The sequence below is a fragment of the Labrys methylaminiphilus subsp. lupini genome (genome assembly GCF_051161885.1).
GTDB lineage: Bacteria > Pseudomonadota > Alphaproteobacteria > Rhizobiales > Labraceae > Labrys.
Map to the genome: position 1 here is coordinate 5,354,230 of NZ_JBMDIH010000001.1, position 15,954 is coordinate 5,370,183.

Annotated in this window: 17 protein-coding genes; 10 read left to right on the forward strand and 7 right to left on the reverse strand. The window is 64.2% G+C overall.

Going from position 1 to position 15,954, the window contains the following annotated elements; genetic code table 11:
- Window positions 1-89 precede the first annotated feature (89 nt).
- Window positions 90-863 (forward strand): transporter substrate-binding domain-containing protein, encoded by a 774-nt coding sequence (locus ACN6KF_RS25080; protein ID WP_434959462.1) that lies wholly within the window; start codon window positions 90-92, stop codon window positions 861-863.
- 87 nt (window positions 864-950) lie between these two features.
- Here the strand turns inward: ACN6KF_RS25080 and eda are convergent, their stop codons facing one another.
- Together eda and ACN6KF_RS25090 are read right to left on the reverse strand one after the other, a co-directional pair.
- Complete coding sequence (gene eda / locus ACN6KF_RS25085; protein ID WP_434959463.1) at window positions 951-1,592, reverse strand: bifunctional 4-hydroxy-2-oxoglutarate aldolase/2-dehydro-3-deoxy-phosphogluconate aldolase; 642 nt, start codon at window positions 1,590-1,592, stop codon at window positions 951-953.
- A complete protein-coding gene (locus ACN6KF_RS25090) occupies window positions 1,589-2,536 on the reverse strand; it encodes a PfkB family carbohydrate kinase (protein WP_434959464.1) in 948 nt (315 codons plus the stop codon). Before ACN6KF_RS25090 ends, eda begins: the two co-directional genes overlap by 4 nt.
- A gap of 207 nt (window positions 2,537-2,743) precedes the next feature.
- Here ACN6KF_RS25090 and ACN6KF_RS25095 point away from each other — a divergent pair, with 207 nt between their 5' ends.
- The 7 genes from ACN6KF_RS25095 (at window position 2,744) to ACN6KF_RS25125 (ending at window position 8,972) form a co-directional block, all read left to right on the forward strand.
- Window positions 2,744-2,935: a twin transmembrane helix small protein gene (locus tag ACN6KF_RS25095; protein ID WP_434959465.1), complete on the forward strand. Its 192-nt coding sequence runs from the start codon at window positions 2,744-2,746 to the stop codon at window positions 2,933-2,935.
- A gap of 106 nt (window positions 2,936-3,041) precedes the next feature.
- Window positions 3,042-3,371, forward strand: coding sequence for a hypothetical protein (locus ACN6KF_RS25100; RefSeq protein ID WP_434959466.1), 330 nt, complete (start codon window positions 3,042-3,044; stop codon window positions 3,369-3,371).
- Window positions 3,372-3,810: 439 nt separating this feature from the next.
- Window positions 3,811-4,395: a cob(I)yrinic acid a,c-diamide adenosyltransferase gene (locus ACN6KF_RS25105; protein ID WP_434959467.1), complete on the forward strand. Its 585-nt coding sequence runs from the start codon at window positions 3,811-3,813 to the stop codon at window positions 4,393-4,395.
- A gap of 144 nt (window positions 4,396-4,539) precedes the next feature.
- The gene (locus ACN6KF_RS25110) at window positions 4,540-5,727 is read left to right on the forward strand and encodes a lytic murein transglycosylase (protein ID WP_434959468.1); all 1,188 of its coding nucleotides are present in this window, start codon (window positions 4,540-4,542) and stop codon (window positions 5,725-5,727) included.
- A gap of 113 nt (window positions 5,728-5,840) precedes the next feature.
- The gene (irrA, locus tag ACN6KF_RS25115; protein WP_434959469.1) at window positions 5,841-6,350 is read left to right on the forward strand and encodes an iron response transcriptional regulator IrrA; all 510 of its coding nucleotides are present in this window, start codon (window positions 5,841-5,843) and stop codon (window positions 6,348-6,350) included.
- Between the two features lie 192 nt (window positions 6,351-6,542).
- A complete protein-coding gene (locus ACN6KF_RS25120; RefSeq protein WP_434959470.1) occupies window positions 6,543-7,400 on the forward strand; it encodes a LysR family transcriptional regulator in 858 nt (285 codons plus the stop codon).
- Window positions 7,401-7,577: 177 nt separating this feature from the next.
- A complete protein-coding gene (locus tag ACN6KF_RS25125; RefSeq protein ID WP_434959471.1) occupies window positions 7,578-8,972 on the forward strand; it encodes an amidohydrolase family protein in 1,395 nt (464 codons plus the stop codon).
- A gap of 176 nt (window positions 8,973-9,148) precedes the next feature.
- Here ACN6KF_RS25125 and ACN6KF_RS25130 read toward each other — a convergent pair whose 3' ends face one another.
- Window positions 9,149-10,816 (reverse strand): amidohydrolase, encoded by a 1,668-nt coding sequence (locus ACN6KF_RS25130; RefSeq protein ID WP_434959472.1) that lies wholly within the window; start codon window positions 10,814-10,816, stop codon window positions 9,149-9,151.
- Window positions 10,817-10,976: 160 nt separating this feature from the next.
- Entirely contained in the window at window positions 10,977-12,188 is a 1,212-nt protein-coding gene (locus ACN6KF_RS25135; RefSeq protein WP_434959473.1) for a YbfB/YjiJ family MFS transporter, read from the reverse strand.
- A gap of 123 nt (window positions 12,189-12,311) precedes the next feature.
- Between ACN6KF_RS25135 and ACN6KF_RS25140 the strand changes: the two genes are divergently transcribed.
- Window positions 12,312-13,193 carry a LysR family transcriptional regulator gene (locus ACN6KF_RS25140; protein ID WP_434959474.1) on the forward strand — a complete coding sequence of 294 codons (882 nt, stop codon included), beginning with the start codon at window positions 12,312-12,314 and terminating at the stop codon, window positions 13,191-13,193.
- 25 nt (window positions 13,194-13,218) lie between these two features.
- Here the strand turns inward: ACN6KF_RS25140 and ACN6KF_RS25145 are convergent, their stop codons facing one another.
- Window positions 13,219-13,716: a RidA family protein gene (locus tag ACN6KF_RS25145; protein WP_434959475.1), complete on the reverse strand. Its 498-nt coding sequence runs from the start codon at window positions 13,714-13,716 to the stop codon at window positions 13,219-13,221.
- A complete protein-coding gene (locus ACN6KF_RS25150; RefSeq protein WP_434959476.1) occupies window positions 13,710-14,432 on the reverse strand; it encodes an SDR family NAD(P)-dependent oxidoreductase in 723 nt (240 codons plus the stop codon). The genes ACN6KF_RS25145 and ACN6KF_RS25150 overlap by 7 nt, the downstream gene beginning before the upstream one ends.
- 113 nt (window positions 14,433-14,545) lie before the next feature.
- Between ACN6KF_RS25150 and ACN6KF_RS25155 the strand changes: the two genes are divergently transcribed.
- A complete protein-coding gene (locus tag ACN6KF_RS25155; protein WP_434959477.1) occupies window positions 14,546-15,448 on the forward strand; it encodes a LysR family transcriptional regulator in 903 nt (300 codons plus the stop codon).
- A gap of 38 nt (window positions 15,449-15,486) precedes the next feature.
- Here ACN6KF_RS25155 and ACN6KF_RS25160 read toward each other — a convergent pair whose 3' ends face one another.
- On the reverse strand, window positions 15,487-15,774 hold the full coding sequence (locus ACN6KF_RS25160) for a hypothetical protein (protein ID WP_434959478.1): 288 nt from the start codon (window positions 15,772-15,774) through the stop codon (window positions 15,487-15,489).
- Window positions 15,775-15,954 lie beyond the last annotated feature (180 nt).

Sequence of the window (15,954 nt, forward strand, 5' to 3'; positions counted from 1 at the left end):
GAGAAGGCTTTTGTCAACCGCTATCCGACACCAAGACGACCCGGATGCCTCGAATGTATTCGGGAAAAACCAGAGAGAGGATACCTGCCATGAAGACCAAGACGCTCGCGACACTGCTCGCCGGCGCGGCTATGATCGCCGTCACCGCCACGGCCCAGGCCGATCCCGTGAAGGTCGGTATCGCTGCCGAACCCTACCCGCCGATCGCCTATAAGAATGCCTCGGGCGAGTGGGAAGGCTTTGCGCTCGACTATGCCAAGGCGGTGTGCAAGACCGCGAAGCTCGACTGCCAGATCACGCCCATGGCCTGGGACGGCATGATGCCGGCTCTGCAGGCCGGCAAGATCGATGTGATCTGGGGCTCGATGTCGATCACCCCGGAGCGTCAGAAGCAGATCGCCTTCACCCTTCCGATCTACAACACACCATCCGTGTTCATCGGCAACAAGGCCGACAAGTTCGACTTCGGCTCCGGCGGCCTCGCCGGCAAGAGCATCGGCGCGCAGGTGAGCACCATCCATGCCGCCTATATCGAGAAAGCCCATCCGGAGGCGACCCTGAAGGTCTACAGCCAGCAGGATACCGCCAATTCGGACCTGGCGGCCGGGCGCATCGACCTGATCATCGGCGATGCCGTGGGCATGCAGGGCTTCCTCACAAGCTCTGACGGTGCCTGCTGCGAGGTCAAGGATTTCCCCAAGGATCCGAGCTTCGATACCGGCATCGGCGGCGGCATGCGCAAGGACGACACCAAGCTGAAGGCGGCCTTCGACGACGCCATCCGCGCCATCTACAAGAATGGCGAATTCGAACCGATGGCCAAGAAATATTTCAAGTTCGAGGTTGGCACGCCGCCGAAGTGAAATAGAGACACCATTATTCCCGGATACGCGGGTGTCACGGCATGCATGGTGCTGCGATGTCCGCGCATCCGGGAATCTTCCTTCCTCTCATCCCTCGGCGGCAGTGCGCGCCGCCTTGAAGATGGCGGCCTGCTGTCGCAGGCAGGGTGAGCCGGGCGTGTGGCGCGAGGGCAGCATCCAGGAGCCGCCGACGGCGACGATGTTGCGCACCGCGCCATAGGCCGGCAGCAGGGTTGTATCGATGCCGCCGGTGGTGACGAAGCCGGCGCCCTCGAAGATGTTGGCGTAGTCAGCCAGCACGGCAGGGCCGTTGGAGGCCTCCGAGGGATAATATTTCATCAGCGTATAGCCATATTCGTAGGCCTGCATCGTCTCCGAGGCCGTCTGTACGCCGGGGATATGCGGGAGGCCACTGCCCGCCACCAGCGCTTGCAGAGCGGGCGTGAGGCCGGGGCTGACCGTGAAATCCGCGCCGGCGTCGAGGGCGAGGCGCACATGGCTCGCCAGCAGCATGGTGCCGGCACCGAACAGGCAATGGGGATGGCGTGCCTTGGCCGCCTTGAGCGCTGCCGGGGCCTCAGGCGTCCGGAAAAGGATCTCGATCACTGGCGCACCCGCCGCCACCAGGCCATCGATGTCGGCGAGGCCCTCGTCCGGATCCTTGATCGCCATCACCGGCAGGATCGGGGTTTCGGCGAGGCAGGCCCGCAATTCGGCAATGGTCGTCATCTTTCCTCCAGACCTGTTTTTTTTAAACTCGACAGCATCGCCTCCACCTCGGCCCGGTCGGGCGTGCCCAGCCGCCCGCCGAAGCTCCGGCATTTCAGGGCGGCGGCGACATTGGCGAAGGCGATGGCGCGTGGGATGTCGGTGCCCTCGGCGATAGCGAGCGTGAAGGCGCCGTGGAAGACGTCGCCAGCCGCCAGCGTGTCAACCGCATCAACCGCAGGTGGGCGCAACCGCTCGATCCGGTCACTTTCGCGATCGAGCCAGAAGCAGCCCTCCGGGCCGGCGGTGACGGCGAGGAATCCGCCAAAACGTCCGGCCAGCGCGCGCAGGGCCTGACTGGGGCTCGAAGCACCACTTAGCGCCAGCGCTGCCGGTTCGGAGAAGACGACATGGCTCGCCAGCGCAGCAAGTTCCACCGTCACGACGGCTGGGCCGGTATCGGCATCGAGCACGGCGGGGCGGCCTGCGGCGCGTGCGGCCTTCAGCACGGCGGCCGCGCCTTCGGGCCATCGTATGTCGACGAGGGCGGCATCTGCGCGGGCGACCAGTTCGAGCGGTAGCCAGGACGGATCCTGGCCGAGCGCTGGATCATAATAGGGCACCACCAGCCTCTCACCATGACGGTCGACCAGTACGGTCGAGATCGGCGAGCGTGCGCCTTGCGCCCGACGGATGAAGCGGCAGTCGATGCCCGCTGCGCTGAGATCGGCGACGATGCGCTCGCCGATGGCATCATCGCCGACACGCGAGAACAGCGCGCTGTGGCCACCGAGCCTGGCGATCGCGGCGGCGGCGCTGGCGGCCATGCCGTGGGCCACCTCGGTCACCCGGCTGGGCAGGACCTTGCCAGGACCGGTCGGCAGCGTGTCGAGCTGGAAGATCGAATCGAAGGAGGAGGCGCCGCAGCACACCACATGCACGACCTTGCCGGCTGAATCGGGCACCCTTGTCTCCCTGCGCGATGAAGCTGTGTCATCGGACGAAGGGGGCCGCGGCGCGGTGTTCGAGCTGATGATCGCATTTGTCATAGCATTGCACCGGCCCGGGACGAAAGGCCACGCACGTAATCGGGCACAGTCAGGCCCGCGACTTTTTCGACCGTGCCCCAGATCGGTCTCGACGTGGGCTAAACGAGGGCATAGAACCGCCAGATGGCCAAGTTCTTCTATATTCTCGTGCCCTTCGCCATCCTGGCGGTTGCCATCGTGCTCGGCCTCGGCCTGCACAACATGCTCAAGGGCGGCGATGGCTGGCGTTCCCAGCGCCTGATGCAACTGCGCGTGCTGCTGCAGGCCGTGGCGATCGTCATCATCATGGCGGCGATCTATTTTGCTCACAAATAAGTGACGGAAATTTTCCTCAGGCCTGTGATGTCCTGAATATAGGCTTCATCTTACATTCAGATTTCGTAACGTAACCTCGGCTCGCGTATTAACCGAGGAACGATTCATGAAGAATTTTTTGAAGATTGCGTTAGCTTCATTGGTAATTGCTGCTCCATTGGCAAGCGCCCAGGCGCAAAATTTCTTTCCACGCGAACAACAGCAGCGTGACTGGAGAGATCATCGTTCCGGCACATGGGGTGGACAACACAGGGGGCCTGACCGTTATCCCAGGGGCTGGGGACCAAATCGCAGGCCTGATGGCGCCGGCTATTACCGCGGATATCGCGGCTATCGTGACTACCGGCCCGGTTATCGTCGCAACCGCGACGGCTTGTGGTACCCGGCGGCAGCGTTCGCCCTTGGCGCCATTCTTGGCGGTGCTCTGAGCCAATGATCATATCTGGGATACCCGGCGGCCTGAGACTTCGTCGCGTCACCCGCATTGGCCAATGGAATCGCCCCATCAGAGCGCGATATTTCGTCACTCTAATCGATATATAGCGTCGGGAGCTTGGTTTCCCGCCGGGCAGAGGAAGTGGGGCCGAGATTTCGCGCGGCAATGGATCCCATCCATTGCGCGGTCGGCGCCGTAAATCTTCCTGCGTTTACGTTTGAGTTACTTCCGCCCCCTACGGTCCGCCCGGCTGGCGCCTGTTGGGGATAACGTGGCGCTGGCAAAAGGCCCGGCCGGATGCTCTCCTGGCCGGGCCACTAACCGGACGGCAGGCGAGTGGGCGACGATTTTAGCCCCTGCGTTTCCCGGTCCCTGGATTGCTTCCTCGCGCTCGCAATGACAATGATCCCTGAAATCGAAACAGTGTCAGGCAAGCGCAATGGTTCGTCTCAACAAGATCTACACCCGTACCGGCGATGACGGCTCCACCGGTCTCGGTACCGGCGAACGCCGGTCCAAGGCCGATCTGAGGGTCGAGGCCTACGGCACGGTTGACGAGGCCAATGCCGTGGTCGGCCTTGCCCGCCAGTATTCCGGCCGCGAGGATGTCGATGTCGATGCCATGCTCGCCCGCATCCAGAACGATCTGTTCGATCTTGGCGCAGATCTGTGCACGCCCGAGGGCGGCGAGAAGGAGATCACCTGGGCGCCGCTGCGCATCGTGCAGGCCCAGGTCGACCGGCTGGAGCAGGAGATCGACGCCATGAATGCCGATCTTGCGCCGCTGAAAAGCTTCGTGCTGCCGGGCGGTACGCCTTGCGCCAGTTATCTGCACATGGCCCGCACCGTCAGCCGCAGGGCCGAGCGCGTGATGGTGGCGCTGTCGCAATCTGTGGGCGAGTTGGTTTCCGCCGAGGCGCTCGCTTATGTCAACCGCCTCTCCGACCATCTGTTCGTAGCCAGCCGCTACCTCAACCACAAGGCAAGCGGCGACGTGCTCTGGGTACCCGGCGCAAACGGGTGAGCTCCCTTTTACCGCAAGGGGAGAAGGTATTTGCGCCCGCCTCCGTCATGTCCGCGCAATCATTGCGCGTAATTAATCCGGCCCCACCCCATTTCGGCCGGTTTGGCCATCTTTCATTTACCTTGATGAATCATGATCGAGGCCATGAAAAAGTCAGTCCTGCCCGCCCTTGCGCTGCTCGCCCTCTCGGCTCTGCCGGCGTCATCAGCTTCCTTCCAACAGTGCTTTTCAGCCATCGGCGCGCGCGCTGGTGCGGCGGGGGTATCGTCGTCCGTGATCAACCGGCAGTTCAGCGGCCTGCAGCCGGACATGACCGTGATCGATGCGATGAACAAGCAGCCCGAGTTCAAGACACCGATCTGGGACTACATGGCCTCGCTGGTCGATACGCAACGCGTGGCCGACGGCAAGCAGATGCTGGCCAAATATGGTTCGGTGCTTTCGGGCGTGCAGCGGCGCTATGGCGTCGACCCGGCCGTGGTGGTCGCGGTTTGGGGCGTCGAGTCCAACTACGGCGAGAGCAAGGGCACGCGCCCGCTGGTGCAGTCACTGGCCACGCTTTCCTGCTATGCCGGCCGCCGCCAGGCCTATTTCCAGGGTGAGCTCATCGCCACGCTGAAGATCATCCAGCGCGGCGACGTCAATCCCGATCATCTGGTTGGCTCCTGGGCCGGTGCCTTCGGCAATACCCAGTTCATGCCCTCGACCTTCCTGCGCCTCGCCGTGGACGGAGACGGCGACGGACGGCGCGATGTGGTCGATTCCGTGCCCGATGCACTCGCCTCCACCGCCAACTATCTGGCCCGGTCTGGCTGGGCTTCCGGCACGCGCTGGGGCTATGAGGTGCGCCTGCCGCCTGGCTTCAAGGCGGGGCTGGCCGGACGCACCAAGAAGCGCCCGCTCGGCTCCTGGGCCGCGATGGGCGTGACCCGTATCGATGGCGCTCCGCTGCAGGGCGGCAATGCCCGGGCTGCGATCCTGCTGCCGGCCGGACCGGAAGGGCCGGCTTTCGTGGTGTTCCGCAATTTCGATGCGATCTATTCCTACAACGCCGCCGAGTCCTACGCGCTGGCGATCGCCCATTTGTCCGACCGTATCCGGGGTGGAAGCCCCTTCGCAACGCCATGGCCAACCGATGATCCCGGCCTGTCGCGGGCGCAACGCAAGGAACTTCAGGCCCTGCTGGCACGCAAGGGCTACGATGTGGGTACGCCCGACGGCTCGATCGGCAACAAGACCATCCAGGCGATACGCGATGTGCAGCGCCGGCTCGGCCTGCCGGTCACCGGCCACCCTGGGCTGAAGGTCCTGACGGCCCTGAAACGGGGTTGATCGCCAAAAAGGGCTATTTTTCCAGGGCATAGTTGCCATCAGCCATTATGATGATTGCGCCTGCGGCATCACTTGCCCTAGAATGTCGCCGAGAAAAGTTGTAGAAACGCATCATGTCAGCGACCACAGTCATTCACTTCGATCGTTCCGCCAAGGCGGCCACGCCGGATGCAGCGCCTTCGCGCGAGCTTCCCTCTCGCGACCACCAGCGCACGGGCTGCCCGTTCCACGACGTGCGTTCGATGCTGCGTGACGTCGGTCTGAGGCCCACCCGCCAGCGCCTGGCGCTGGGCTGGTTGCTGTTCCAGAAGGGCGATCGGCACATCACGGCCGAAATATTGCATGACGAGGCCTCCAAGGCCCGCGTGCCGGTTTCGCTGGCCACCGTCTACAACACACTGCACCAGTTCACGGAAGTCGGTCTGCTGCGCGAATTCGCCGTGGATGGTTCGAAGACCTATTTCGACACCAATGTGCATGAGCACCATCATTACTATGTCGAAGGCGACAATGAGGTGCTCGACATTCCCGGCGAGGTCAACATGGCCGAGATGCCGAAGGTGCCTGATGGTTATGAGGTCGCCCGCGTCGACGTGATCGTGCGCCTGCGCCGCAAGGACTGAGGCATTATCCCTTGATTTTGATGAAAACGGCGCGGCTTGGCCGCGCCGTTTTCGTTTGCGCATGTTTTGGTCATCGCACATCTTCGTTCTGAACGGTGCATTCGGCAAATTGACGGTGTCGCTGCGCTGCAATCAAGCTCGACTGTCGTCTACAAGTGAGCGATCGAACGGAGGGGTGCCGGCGGTGGGTGCATGAATCGCTATCCGATGTTCAATCCGCAACTCCTGAACAGCTTCGTGGCGGTGTGCGACACGGTGAGCTTCACCCGCGCGGCCGAGATCGTGTCGCTGTCGCAGTCCACGGTCAGCCAGCAGATCCGCCGGCTGGAGGAGATGCTGGGCAGGCCCCTGTTCGAGCGCTCCTCGCATCAGGTGCAACTCACCGAAGAGGGCATCAAGATGCTGGGCTATGCCCGGCGCATCATTGCCTTGAACGAGGAGGCGCATGACGCCCTGACGGGCCTGTGGCGCGATGGCGTGCTGCGACTGGGCATGCCCGAGGACTATACGGTGCCCACTGCCGAATTGCTGGCAGCCTTCAGCCGCGAGCACCCGCATTTGCGGCTGGATGTCACCAGCGGGCTGAGTGCGGATCTGCATGGCGCCTATGGGCGAGAGGAGTTCGATCTCATCCTGGTCAAGCAGCGTCGCAGCCAGCCGCCGCGCGCCGCGAGGCCCGAACCCCTGCTGTGGCTGGATAGCCTGGCCCACCCGGCCATCGAGCAGGCCCCGGTGCCGCTGGCGGTCTTCCCACCCAACGGGCTCTATCGCGAGGAATTATGCCAGGCACTCGACGCTCTCGGCCGGCGCTGGCGGGTCGGCTACAGCAGCGCCAGCCTGGCCGCGCTCACCGCCGCATCCGCCGCCGGCCTCGGCGTCACCCTGTTGCCCGCCGGCTGCCGGCTGCCGAGTCACCGCATATTGGGCGAGGCCGAAGGACTGCAGCCGGTGACCGATTTCGAGCTGGCGCTCTATTTCCGTGACGGCGCTGCCGATGCTGTCATGACCCTGGCGGAGCGGCTGGTCACCTTCTGCGGGTTGGAGGCATAAAGCGCGGAAATCTCCGCCGCCCTCTTGGCATGAAAGGCCTGGCCATTCATTCATGCTCTGCATTCAGGTCCCATCATTGCCGAATCGAATGATCAGCATTGGCAAATGTCGCTGCCAACCGCAGCCGCCCTTTCGTAAATTGGCAGCATAAGCAACCAATCGAGGGCAGGAAACACCGTGGAAAACCAGCAGCAGCCGAGCCGCAGAGCCTTTCTCAGCCAGACCGGAAAACTCACCACGGCCTGGGCGGTCGTCGGCATGGCAGGCGGCAGCGCCATGGCCGCGACAGCCGGCACCAGCCGTCCGGCCGGTGAAGCAGGCGCCAGCACGCTGAGCGATCGCCATTATTATCTCAGCGACGTGCGCCTCGAAGAAGGCTTCGAATATGAGGGCGAGACGGTGATCGGCACCCGCACGGCGCTCTATACGCTGGAGATCAAGGACGGCAAGATCGCTGCCCTGCATGCGGCCGGCGCCAAGCTGGACGACGGCCTGCCGCGTTACCAGGCGCATGGCCAACTCCTGCTGCCGGCGATGCGCGACATGCACATCCACCTCGACAAGACCTTCTATGGCGGTCCCTGGCAGGCCCCGCGCCCGCGCCAAGGCAAGACCATCATGGACATGATCGCGCGGGAGCAGAAATTGCTGCCCAAGCTACTGCCGACCTCGCAGCAGCGCGCCGAAGGGCTGATTGCCTTGTTGCAGTCCAAGGGCAGCACGGTGGCGCGCAGCCATTGCAACATCGATCCGGTCAGCGGGCTCAAGAGCCTGGAACATCTGCAGCGCGCGCTGGAGAACCATCGAAGCGACTTCAGCTGCGAGATCGTCGCCTTCCCCCAGCACGGCCTCCTGCATTCCAAGGTTGACGGCCTGATGCGCGAAGCCATGGGCATGGGCGTGCAATATGTCGGCGGGCTCGACCCGACCAATGTCGACGGCGCCATGGAAAAATCGCTCGACGCCATGTTCCAGATCGCGCTCGATAGCGGCAAGGGCGTGGACATCCATCTGCATGAGACCAGCCCGGCCGGCGTGGCCGCGATCAACTACATGGTCGATACGGTGGAGAAGAACCCGGCGCTCAAGGGCAAGGTCACCATCAGCCATGCCTTCGCCCTCACCACGCTCTCGCCGGAGGCGTTGTCCGAGATTGCCACGCGCTTTGCCGCCCAGGGCATCACCATTGCCTCGACGGTGCCGATCGGCAGCCTGGTGATGCCGCTGCCGCAGCTCAGCGAGAAGGGCGTCTTCGTGATGACCGGCACCGACAGCGTGATCGATCATTGGTCACCTTTCGGCAGCGGCGACATGCTCGAAAAGGCCAATCTCTACGCGCAGCTCTACCATGGCTCGGACGAGTTCCATCTCTCTCGCTCCCTGTCGATCGCCACCGGTGGCGTGCTGCCACTGGATGACAGCGGCAAGCGCGCCTGGCCGAAGGCCGGCGACGACGCGGCCTTCACACTTGTTCCCGCCAGTTGCTCGGCCGAAGCGGTAGCCCGCATGCCGGCGCGCACGGCCACCTTCCACCAGGGCCGCATGGTCTATGGCAGCGTGGGGCAGGCCTGAGCCTCTGCGCGAAAAGCGGCCTTGGCGCCGCGAGGGACTCCGGTTTTGTCATGCCCGGGCTTGTCCCGGGCATCTATTTGCCAGCATCGCAGTTGTTGCGTTTCCCTGAATCGCCGGGTCAAGCCCGGCGATGACAAGGGGCGGCGCTTCAGCTGCCTTTCAGGCTCGCAGGCGCCTTACTTCCCGGCGGGATATACCTTCTTGCCGCCGACCCAGGTTTCCGCGACCTTGGTCTTCCAGATCAACTGGGGATCGACGGCGAAGATGTCCTGGTCGACCAGGATGAAATCGGCCCATTTACCCGGTTCCAGGCTGCCGAGGCTCTTCTCCTGGTGTCCGGCATAGGCGGCGTCCAGGGTGAAGGCGCGGAAGGCCTCCACCCGCGTCATCGCCTGCTCGGCATGCCAGCCGGCGACGGGCTTGCCCTGATGGTCGGTGCGGTTGACGGCCGCGTGCAGGCCGAAGAACGGATTGGCCGATTCCACCGGAAAGTCCGAACCGCCTGCAATCACCGTGCCCTGGTTGAGCACGGTACGCCAGGCATAGGCGCCGCGGATACGCTCGTGACCGACCCTGTCCTCAGCCATGTTCATGTCGGAGGTGGCGTGGGTGGGCTGCATCGAGGCGACGAGCCCGAGGCTCTTGAGGCGCGGCAGGTCGGTGAGCGCCAGCACCTGGGCATGCTCGATGCGGTTGCGCAAATCGCGTCCGCCCACCTTGGCGAAGGCGCCCTCGAAGGCATCGAGCACTTCGCGGTTACCGGCGTCGCCGATGGCATGGACATTGGTCTGGAAGCCGGCCTTCAGCGCCGTCTCGATATCGGCCTGCATCTCCTCGGGCTTGCGGAAGAGCAGGCCACGATTGCCGGGATCGTCGCTATAGGGCTCGATCAGCGCGGCACCGCGGCTGCCCAGCGCGCCATCGGCGTAGAGCTTGACGCTGCGCACGGTCAGCCGGTCCTGCCCATAGCCGAGCAGCGGTCCGCCAGCCGAGACGGTCTTGAAATCCTCACCGACGCCGCCGACCATGGCATAGATGCGGGCGGTGAGGCGGCCCTCGTCGGCGAAGCGCTTGTACACCGCAATGTCGGCAGCCTCGACGCCTGCGTCATGCGCACCAGTCAGGCCGAGCTTGGCCATGTGGGCGAGGGCGGCGGTGAGATTGGCGGCACGATCAGCTTCGGTCTTAGCCGGCAGCACCTTGACGACGAGGTCCATGGCCTTGTCGACCAGTACCCCGGTGGGATTGCCCTGGGCGTCGCGCTCAATGCGCCCGCCATCGGGATCCTTGGTATCCTTGGTCACGCCGGCGAGGGCGAGCGCCTTGCCGTTGGCCCAGCCGGCATGGCCGTCGACCCGTTCGAGCCAGACCGGCCGATCCCTGACCACGGCGTCGAGCTCGGCGGCGTTGGGGAAGCGACCGAGCTTCCAGACCACCTGGTTCCAGCCTCCGCCGCGGATCCAGGCTGCCTTGGGATTGGCGCTCGCATAGGCGCTCACCAGCTTGAGGCCGGCCTTGAGGCTGACAGTCGAGGACAGGTCGATCGTCGTCAGCGTTTCGCCGAGGCCGCCGACATGGCCATGGGCGTCGATCAGGCCCGGCAGCAGCACCTTGCCGCGACCGTCGCGCCTGGCCGCATCGGCATGGGCCTTGGCGAGTTCCTTGCTCGCGCCGGTGGCGATGACCTTGCCGTCCTCACCGAAGACGAGCGCGTCGAAACGGACGAGTTCGCCGTCCCGGATGGTATAACCCCTGATATTTTCAATCAGGACCGACGCAGCCAGCGTCGGCGTGGCCGCCATGGCGGCAGCCGCGACGAGGGTCGCGAAACCGACCTTCCTCATGCCAAATTTCCCCCAGTGTGATTCCCCTCGCAGGGATCATGTTCCATGCGGCGGCAGAGAGGTAAAGGTACCGTCGGGGAAGAACCCGGCCTGCATCGTCTCGCGGTGAGCCCGAGCGGCCCGCCTCCGCGAGTGAACGGCTAGTTTGTTCCCTCCGCCCTTATCGGCGAGGACCACTTCTGTTTGCGATAAGGTCGATCGCCAGGGCCAGAATCATCGCGGCCGAACCGATCACAAAGAGCAGGCGGTAATTGCCGCTGCTCTGCGCGAAGAGGAAGGACAAGGCATAGGCAGCACCGGCCTGGAACAGAGCGAACCACACTGTCGCCAGGCTCCAGGCGCGTTTTTGCTGGGCGGGATGGTGCGGCAGGAGTTCATGGATGCGGCCGATGACCAGCGGCACCGTGCCGGTGACGAAGGCGCCGACCACGAGGCTGGAGGCGATCAGCCATGGCTGGCCCATGACGCCGGCGGGCAGGGCTACCGCGACGGCTTCGAGCAGGAAGGCGGTGCGCAAGGCAGCGCCGAAGCCGATGCGATCGGCGAGGTGACCGGCCAGGAGAGGGCCGATGGTGGCGCCGATGCCGAAGACGACCCAATAAAGCGCGCCGACCTCGACGCCTTCACCCAATCCCCGCGCGACGAAATCGACCAGGAAGATCATGTGGGGCACCCAGCCGGCGGCATTGAGGGCATATTCGGCATAGAGGGCGCGCAGGCTTGCCGTCCTGGGGGCATGGCTGGATTGGGCGGGCTGGCCAACGGCATTCTCGCCTCGCGGCCAGCCGGTCCAGGCGGCCGCCGTCAGCAATAGCGAGAGCGCGCCGAGACCGAACCAGGCCTGCCGCAGCCCCTGTTGCAGCAACAGCGGCGCCAGCGTGCCGGAGGCGGCGATGCCCGCGCCGATCCCCATGAAGATGGCGCCGCCGGCAAGCCCCCGCCTTGCCGGTGCGACATGGGCGAGTACGGCCGGGGCCGCCAGGACCATGAGCGTGCCGCCCGCCAGGCCGGCGGCGAAGCGCCACGCGAAGAACCAGGCAAAGCCGAGCGGATAGGCGCAGGCGAAGAAGGTAAAAGTAGCCAGGGCCATCATGATCCTGAGAATGGCAATGGTCGAGAAACGCGCGGCCAGCGGAGGGCCGATAAGGGCACCGGCAAGATAGCCTGCCAGGTTGGCAGCGCTGAGATAGGCGGCCGTCGAGGCTTCGAACCAGCGGGCATCGACGATCGCCGGCAGCAGCGGCGTATAGGCGAAGCGGGCAAGGCCAATGCCGATCAGGCTGGCGCAGAAGGCGGACAGGATCGCGCGCCACATGTTCGGGCTGCGCTCGCTGGAATTCCCGTCACGGTCCAAGATGATGGTACCGGCCATTCGTCGACTCTCGATTGTCGTTCTTGACGAACTTAAGAGACCGTATCAATCTATAAAAACGAATATAAAGAATACGAGATATCTCTATTTGAGATATCTATGTTTGCAGTGGATGCGACCGGCATGGATATATCCGATCTGAGGGTGTTCGAAGCTGTATCCCGGCTCGGCAGCATGAACCGGGCCGCCCAGGAGCTGAACACTGTCCAATCCAATGTGACGACCCGTATCCGTACCCTCGAGCAGGACCTTGGCGTCAGTCTGTTCCAGCGCCATGCGCGCGGTGTGTCGATCACGCCCGCGGGGCAGCGTGTGCTGCCTTTTGTCGGCCGTATCGCCAGGCTGCTGGCGGATGCCCGAACGGCCGCGCAGGACGAGGGCGCGCCGAGCGGCGCTCTGTCCCTCGGCAGTCTGGAGACGACGGCGGCCCTGCGGCTGTCCGGCCTGCTCAGCCGATTTGCCATGGCTTATCCCGCCGTCCGGCTCGTCCTCACCACCGGCACTACGCGCAAGCTCCTGGACGAAGTGATCGCCTGCCGCCTCGAAGGCGCCTTTGTTGCCGGCCCCGTCAGCCATCCCGAATTGCACCAGCAGGTCGTCTTCCGGGAGGAACTCGTCCTCGTCACCGCCCGCAACCTTCGGAGCCCCGACGAGTTGGCCTCGGTCCCGGAGTTGAAGACGATCGTTTTCCAGGTCGGCTGCTCCTATCGCCAGCGGCTCGAAACCTTGCTGGCCGAGAGGGGGATCGTAACCGCAAGGCCGCTGGAATTCGGCTCGCTGGAGGCAATCATCAGCTGCGTGTCGGCCGGCGTCGGCGTCACCTTGCTGCCGGGAAGCGTGGTCGCCGGCGCCTGGCAGGAGGGCAGGATTGCCATCCACAAACTCCCGCCCGAGCGGGCGGAGGTCGACACGCTGTTCGTGCGCCGGGCCGACGGTTATGTCTCAAGCGCGCTCTCGGCCTTTCTCGACATGGCACATGCGAGTTTCAGCGTGAGCGGCACCTAAGCGCGCCGCTCCGATGGGCAGCCGCTCAATCGGCGATCTCGACCACGAGCTCGATTTCGACCGGCAACCCTAGGGGCAGGCTGGCGACGCCGAGCACGACCCGGCCCGACAGCATGTCCGCGCCGAAGACCTTGAGAAGGAGCTCGGAGGCGCCATCCGCCACCTCCGGGTGGTCCCGGAAATCACCGTGCGTGGCGATGTAGACGCCGAGCTTGGCGACGCCGGTCACCTTGTCGAGCGACCCGAGTTCCTCCCTGATCGCGGCAAGGGCGCTGCGGGCGGCGAGTTCAGCCGCCCTGTAGCCTTCCTCGACCGTCAGTTCGCCGCCGAGGCGTCCGAGGAATTGCGGCTTGCGATCGATCACCGGCAGCATGCCGCTGAGAAACATGAGCCTCCCGATTCTGACTGCCTCGACATAGGCGCCGAACGGGGTCGGTGGTGGCGGAAGGGTGATGCCGAACTCCCGAAGTCGCTGCTCCGCACCGGCGCCTTTTCCAATGGGGACGTTGCTGAAGTTTACCATTTGCCCAGATGTGCGCCGCCATCGACGTGCAGCACCTCCCCGGTTACGCGCGGAGCCTCGGTCAGGAAGAGAACCGCCTGGACGATTTCCCCGACACCGGAAATGCCGGGCATGGGTGACAAGGCATTGATGAAATCCCTTGGGCTGTCCTTGTGGAGCGGCGTGTCGACCACACCGGGCGCGACCGTGTTCACGCGGACGCCCTCATGCGAATATTCCATGGCGATGTTCTTGGAGAGGGCCTCGATGCCGCCCTTGGTGGCCATAGCGACGGAGGCGTTGACACCGGCGATCGGGTGGCCGGCCAGGGGCGTCGTGATGCTGACGATGCTGCCGCCGCTCTTCTGGATAAGCATCTGCCGTACCACCGCCTGGGTGAGATGCAGGAAGCCTTCCACATTGGTGGCGGCGAGCCTGCGGTAATCCTCCAGCGTGTAGTCGACGAACGGCTTGGTGAAGAAGATGCCGGCATTATTGACCAGAGCATCGATTCGCCCGAAGCGGGCCAGCGCGGTTTCCACCACACGCTGCGCGGTGGCGGGATCGGCGATGTCGCCGTCGACACGGGCCAGCCGATCGGAGGCCCGGATCTCGTTCGTCTGCGAAACCCGCCGCGAGGTTGCGACCACGTCGTAGCCGCGTTCGAGGAAGGCGTCGGCGAGGCCTGCACCGATGCCCTGCGAGGCGCCGGTGACGATGACGACCTTGTTTGTCATTTGCGTTCTCCACGAGTTGGTTTGTTCTCGTGGCAGGAATGTGCGTCGCTGCCAGTTCTTTGATTAGATGGAAATATCTGGAATCAATTTTCCACTCATGCAAAAATAACGACATGGCGGATCTCAACGACATCGCCGTTTTCGTGAAGGTTGCGCAGTTCGGCAGCTTCAGCCGGGCCGCCCATGCGCTCGGCATGCCAGTCTCCACCGTCAGCCGCAAGGTGAGCGCCCTCGAGGAGCAATTGGGCGTGACGCTGCTGCAGCGCACGACGCGCAAATTGACCCTCACGGCCCAGGGGCGCGCCTATTACCAGCAATGCAGCGAGCCGCTCGGCCAGCTCCAGGATGCCGAGCGGGTCCTCGTCCAGGCACAAAGAAGGCCGGAGGGCCTGCTCCGGGTCTCGGTGCCGGTGATCATGGGGCAGGAGCCCTTCTACGACTTCATCTCGTCCTTCCTGACGGCCTATCCGCACATCCAGGTCGACCTCGTCGTCACCAATGTCTTTCTCGACCTGATCGCCGAGAATGTCGATGTCGCCATCCGTTTCGGGGAACTGCCGGATTCCAGCATCATCGCTCAGCGCATCGGCAAGAGCGTGCGCTATGTCGTGGCGACGCCGGCTTATCTGAGGGATCGAGAGGTGCCGGACAGGCCGGAGGATCTCGCGCGCCATCGCTGCGTCCTGATGAACGGGCGCAACAACGAAGCCGAATGGCATCTGGTCAGCGGCCGCAAGGCGGTGAAGGTCCAGGTCTCCGGGCCGATCGCCAGCCGCGACTTCCAGGCCGTGAGCGCCTTCACCTATAAGGGCCATGGCATCGGTCTCCTGCCCTCGACCTATTGCGACGAGCGCATCGAGAGCGGCGACCTCGTACGCCTCCTGCCGGCTTGGTCTTCGCCGGAGATCTTCGTGCACGCCGTCTACCAGACTAGGCGCTTCCTTCCTGCCAAGCTGCAGGTCTTCCTCGACGCCCTGAAGGCCTGGAAGAGCCCGCTTTGGATCATGCTGCGGTGACGCTGGTTACCGCAGCATGATCGTCATCGTCATCGGCCTCACAGCTTCAGCCAGTCGAGCGTGCCCAGGGAGACCAGGGTCGCAACCAGGATGGTTCCGGCATAGATCAGGCTGTGGCGCCAGCTCTGCAGTGGCGAGCGCCGGCGCAGCATGGCGGGGCGGGCGAGGATGAAGGTGGCGATCAGGAGCGCGACCACCAGGCCGCTGTGCTGGATGCCCGTGGCGAGGTCATGCAGGATCACCATGCTGCAGATCAGCAAGGTGGGGAACCAGGCGTGCCGGAATTCGGTGCGAAGCTTGGCAAGCAAGGGAGCAAATGGCTGCATGATATCCTCGGGATCGAAAATCCGACCGCGGTCTGAAAATTGAAGTTGGCGGAGTAGATGCCGATTGCGGCGCGAGCGTGCCGTGCCGATGGTCACACGGCGGAAATCGCGAGGAATCGTGGTGTCAGGCCTGGGAATCCCGGATCAGCCTTAACAAAGCGTAAAAAATTGAACCGATTT

Excerpts from the sequence above, each read along its gene's own strand:
- ACN6KF_RS25080 (WP_434959462.1), top strand. The coding sequence starts at position 90 with ATGAAGACCAAGACGCTCGCGACACTGCTCGCCGGCGCGGCTATGATC.
- eda (WP_434959463.1), bottom strand. The coding sequence starts at position 1,592 with ATGACGACCATTGCCGAATTGCGGGCCTGCCTCGCCGAAACCCCGATC.
- ACN6KF_RS25095 (WP_434959465.1), top strand. The coding sequence starts at position 2,744 with ATGGCCAAGTTCTTCTATATTCTCGTGCCCTTCGCCATCCTGGCGGTT.
- ACN6KF_RS25100 (WP_434959466.1), top strand. The coding sequence starts at position 3,042 with ATGAAGAATTTTTTGAAGATTGCGTTAGCTTCATTGGTAATTGCTGCT.
- ACN6KF_RS25105 (WP_434959467.1), top strand. The coding sequence starts at position 3,811 with ATGGTTCGTCTCAACAAGATCTACACCCGTACCGGCGATGACGGCTCC.
- ACN6KF_RS25110 (WP_434959468.1), top strand. The coding sequence starts at position 4,540 with ATGAAAAAGTCAGTCCTGCCCGCCCTTGCGCTGCTCGCCCTCTCGGCT.
- irrA (WP_434959469.1), top strand. The coding sequence starts at position 5,841 with ATGTCAGCGACCACAGTCATTCACTTCGATCGTTCCGCCAAGGCGGCC.
- ACN6KF_RS25120 (WP_434959470.1), top strand. The coding sequence starts at position 6,543 with ATGAATCGCTATCCGATGTTCAATCCGCAACTCCTGAACAGCTTCGTG.
- ACN6KF_RS25130 (WP_434959472.1), bottom strand. The coding sequence starts at position 10,816 with ATGAGGAAGGTCGGTTTCGCGACCCTCGTCGCGGCTGCCGCCATGGCG.
- ACN6KF_RS25135 (WP_434959473.1), bottom strand. The coding sequence starts at position 12,188 with ATGGCCGGTACCATCATCTTGGACCGTGACGGGAATTCCAGCGAGCGC.
- ACN6KF_RS25140 (WP_434959474.1), top strand. The coding sequence starts at position 12,312 with ATGGATATATCCGATCTGAGGGTGTTCGAAGCTGTATCCCGGCTCGGC.
- ACN6KF_RS25145 (WP_434959475.1), bottom strand. The coding sequence starts at position 13,716 with ATGGTAAACTTCAGCAACGTCCCCATTGGAAAAGGCGCCGGTGCGGAG.
- ACN6KF_RS25150 (WP_434959476.1), bottom strand. The coding sequence starts at position 14,432 with ATGACAAACAAGGTCGTCATCGTCACCGGCGCCTCGCAGGGCATCGGT.
- ACN6KF_RS25155 (WP_434959477.1), top strand. The coding sequence starts at position 14,546 with ATGGCGGATCTCAACGACATCGCCGTTTTCGTGAAGGTTGCGCAGTTC.
- ACN6KF_RS25160 (WP_434959478.1), bottom strand. The coding sequence starts at position 15,774 with ATGCAGCCATTTGCTCCCTTGCTTGCCAAGCTTCGCACCGAATTCCGG.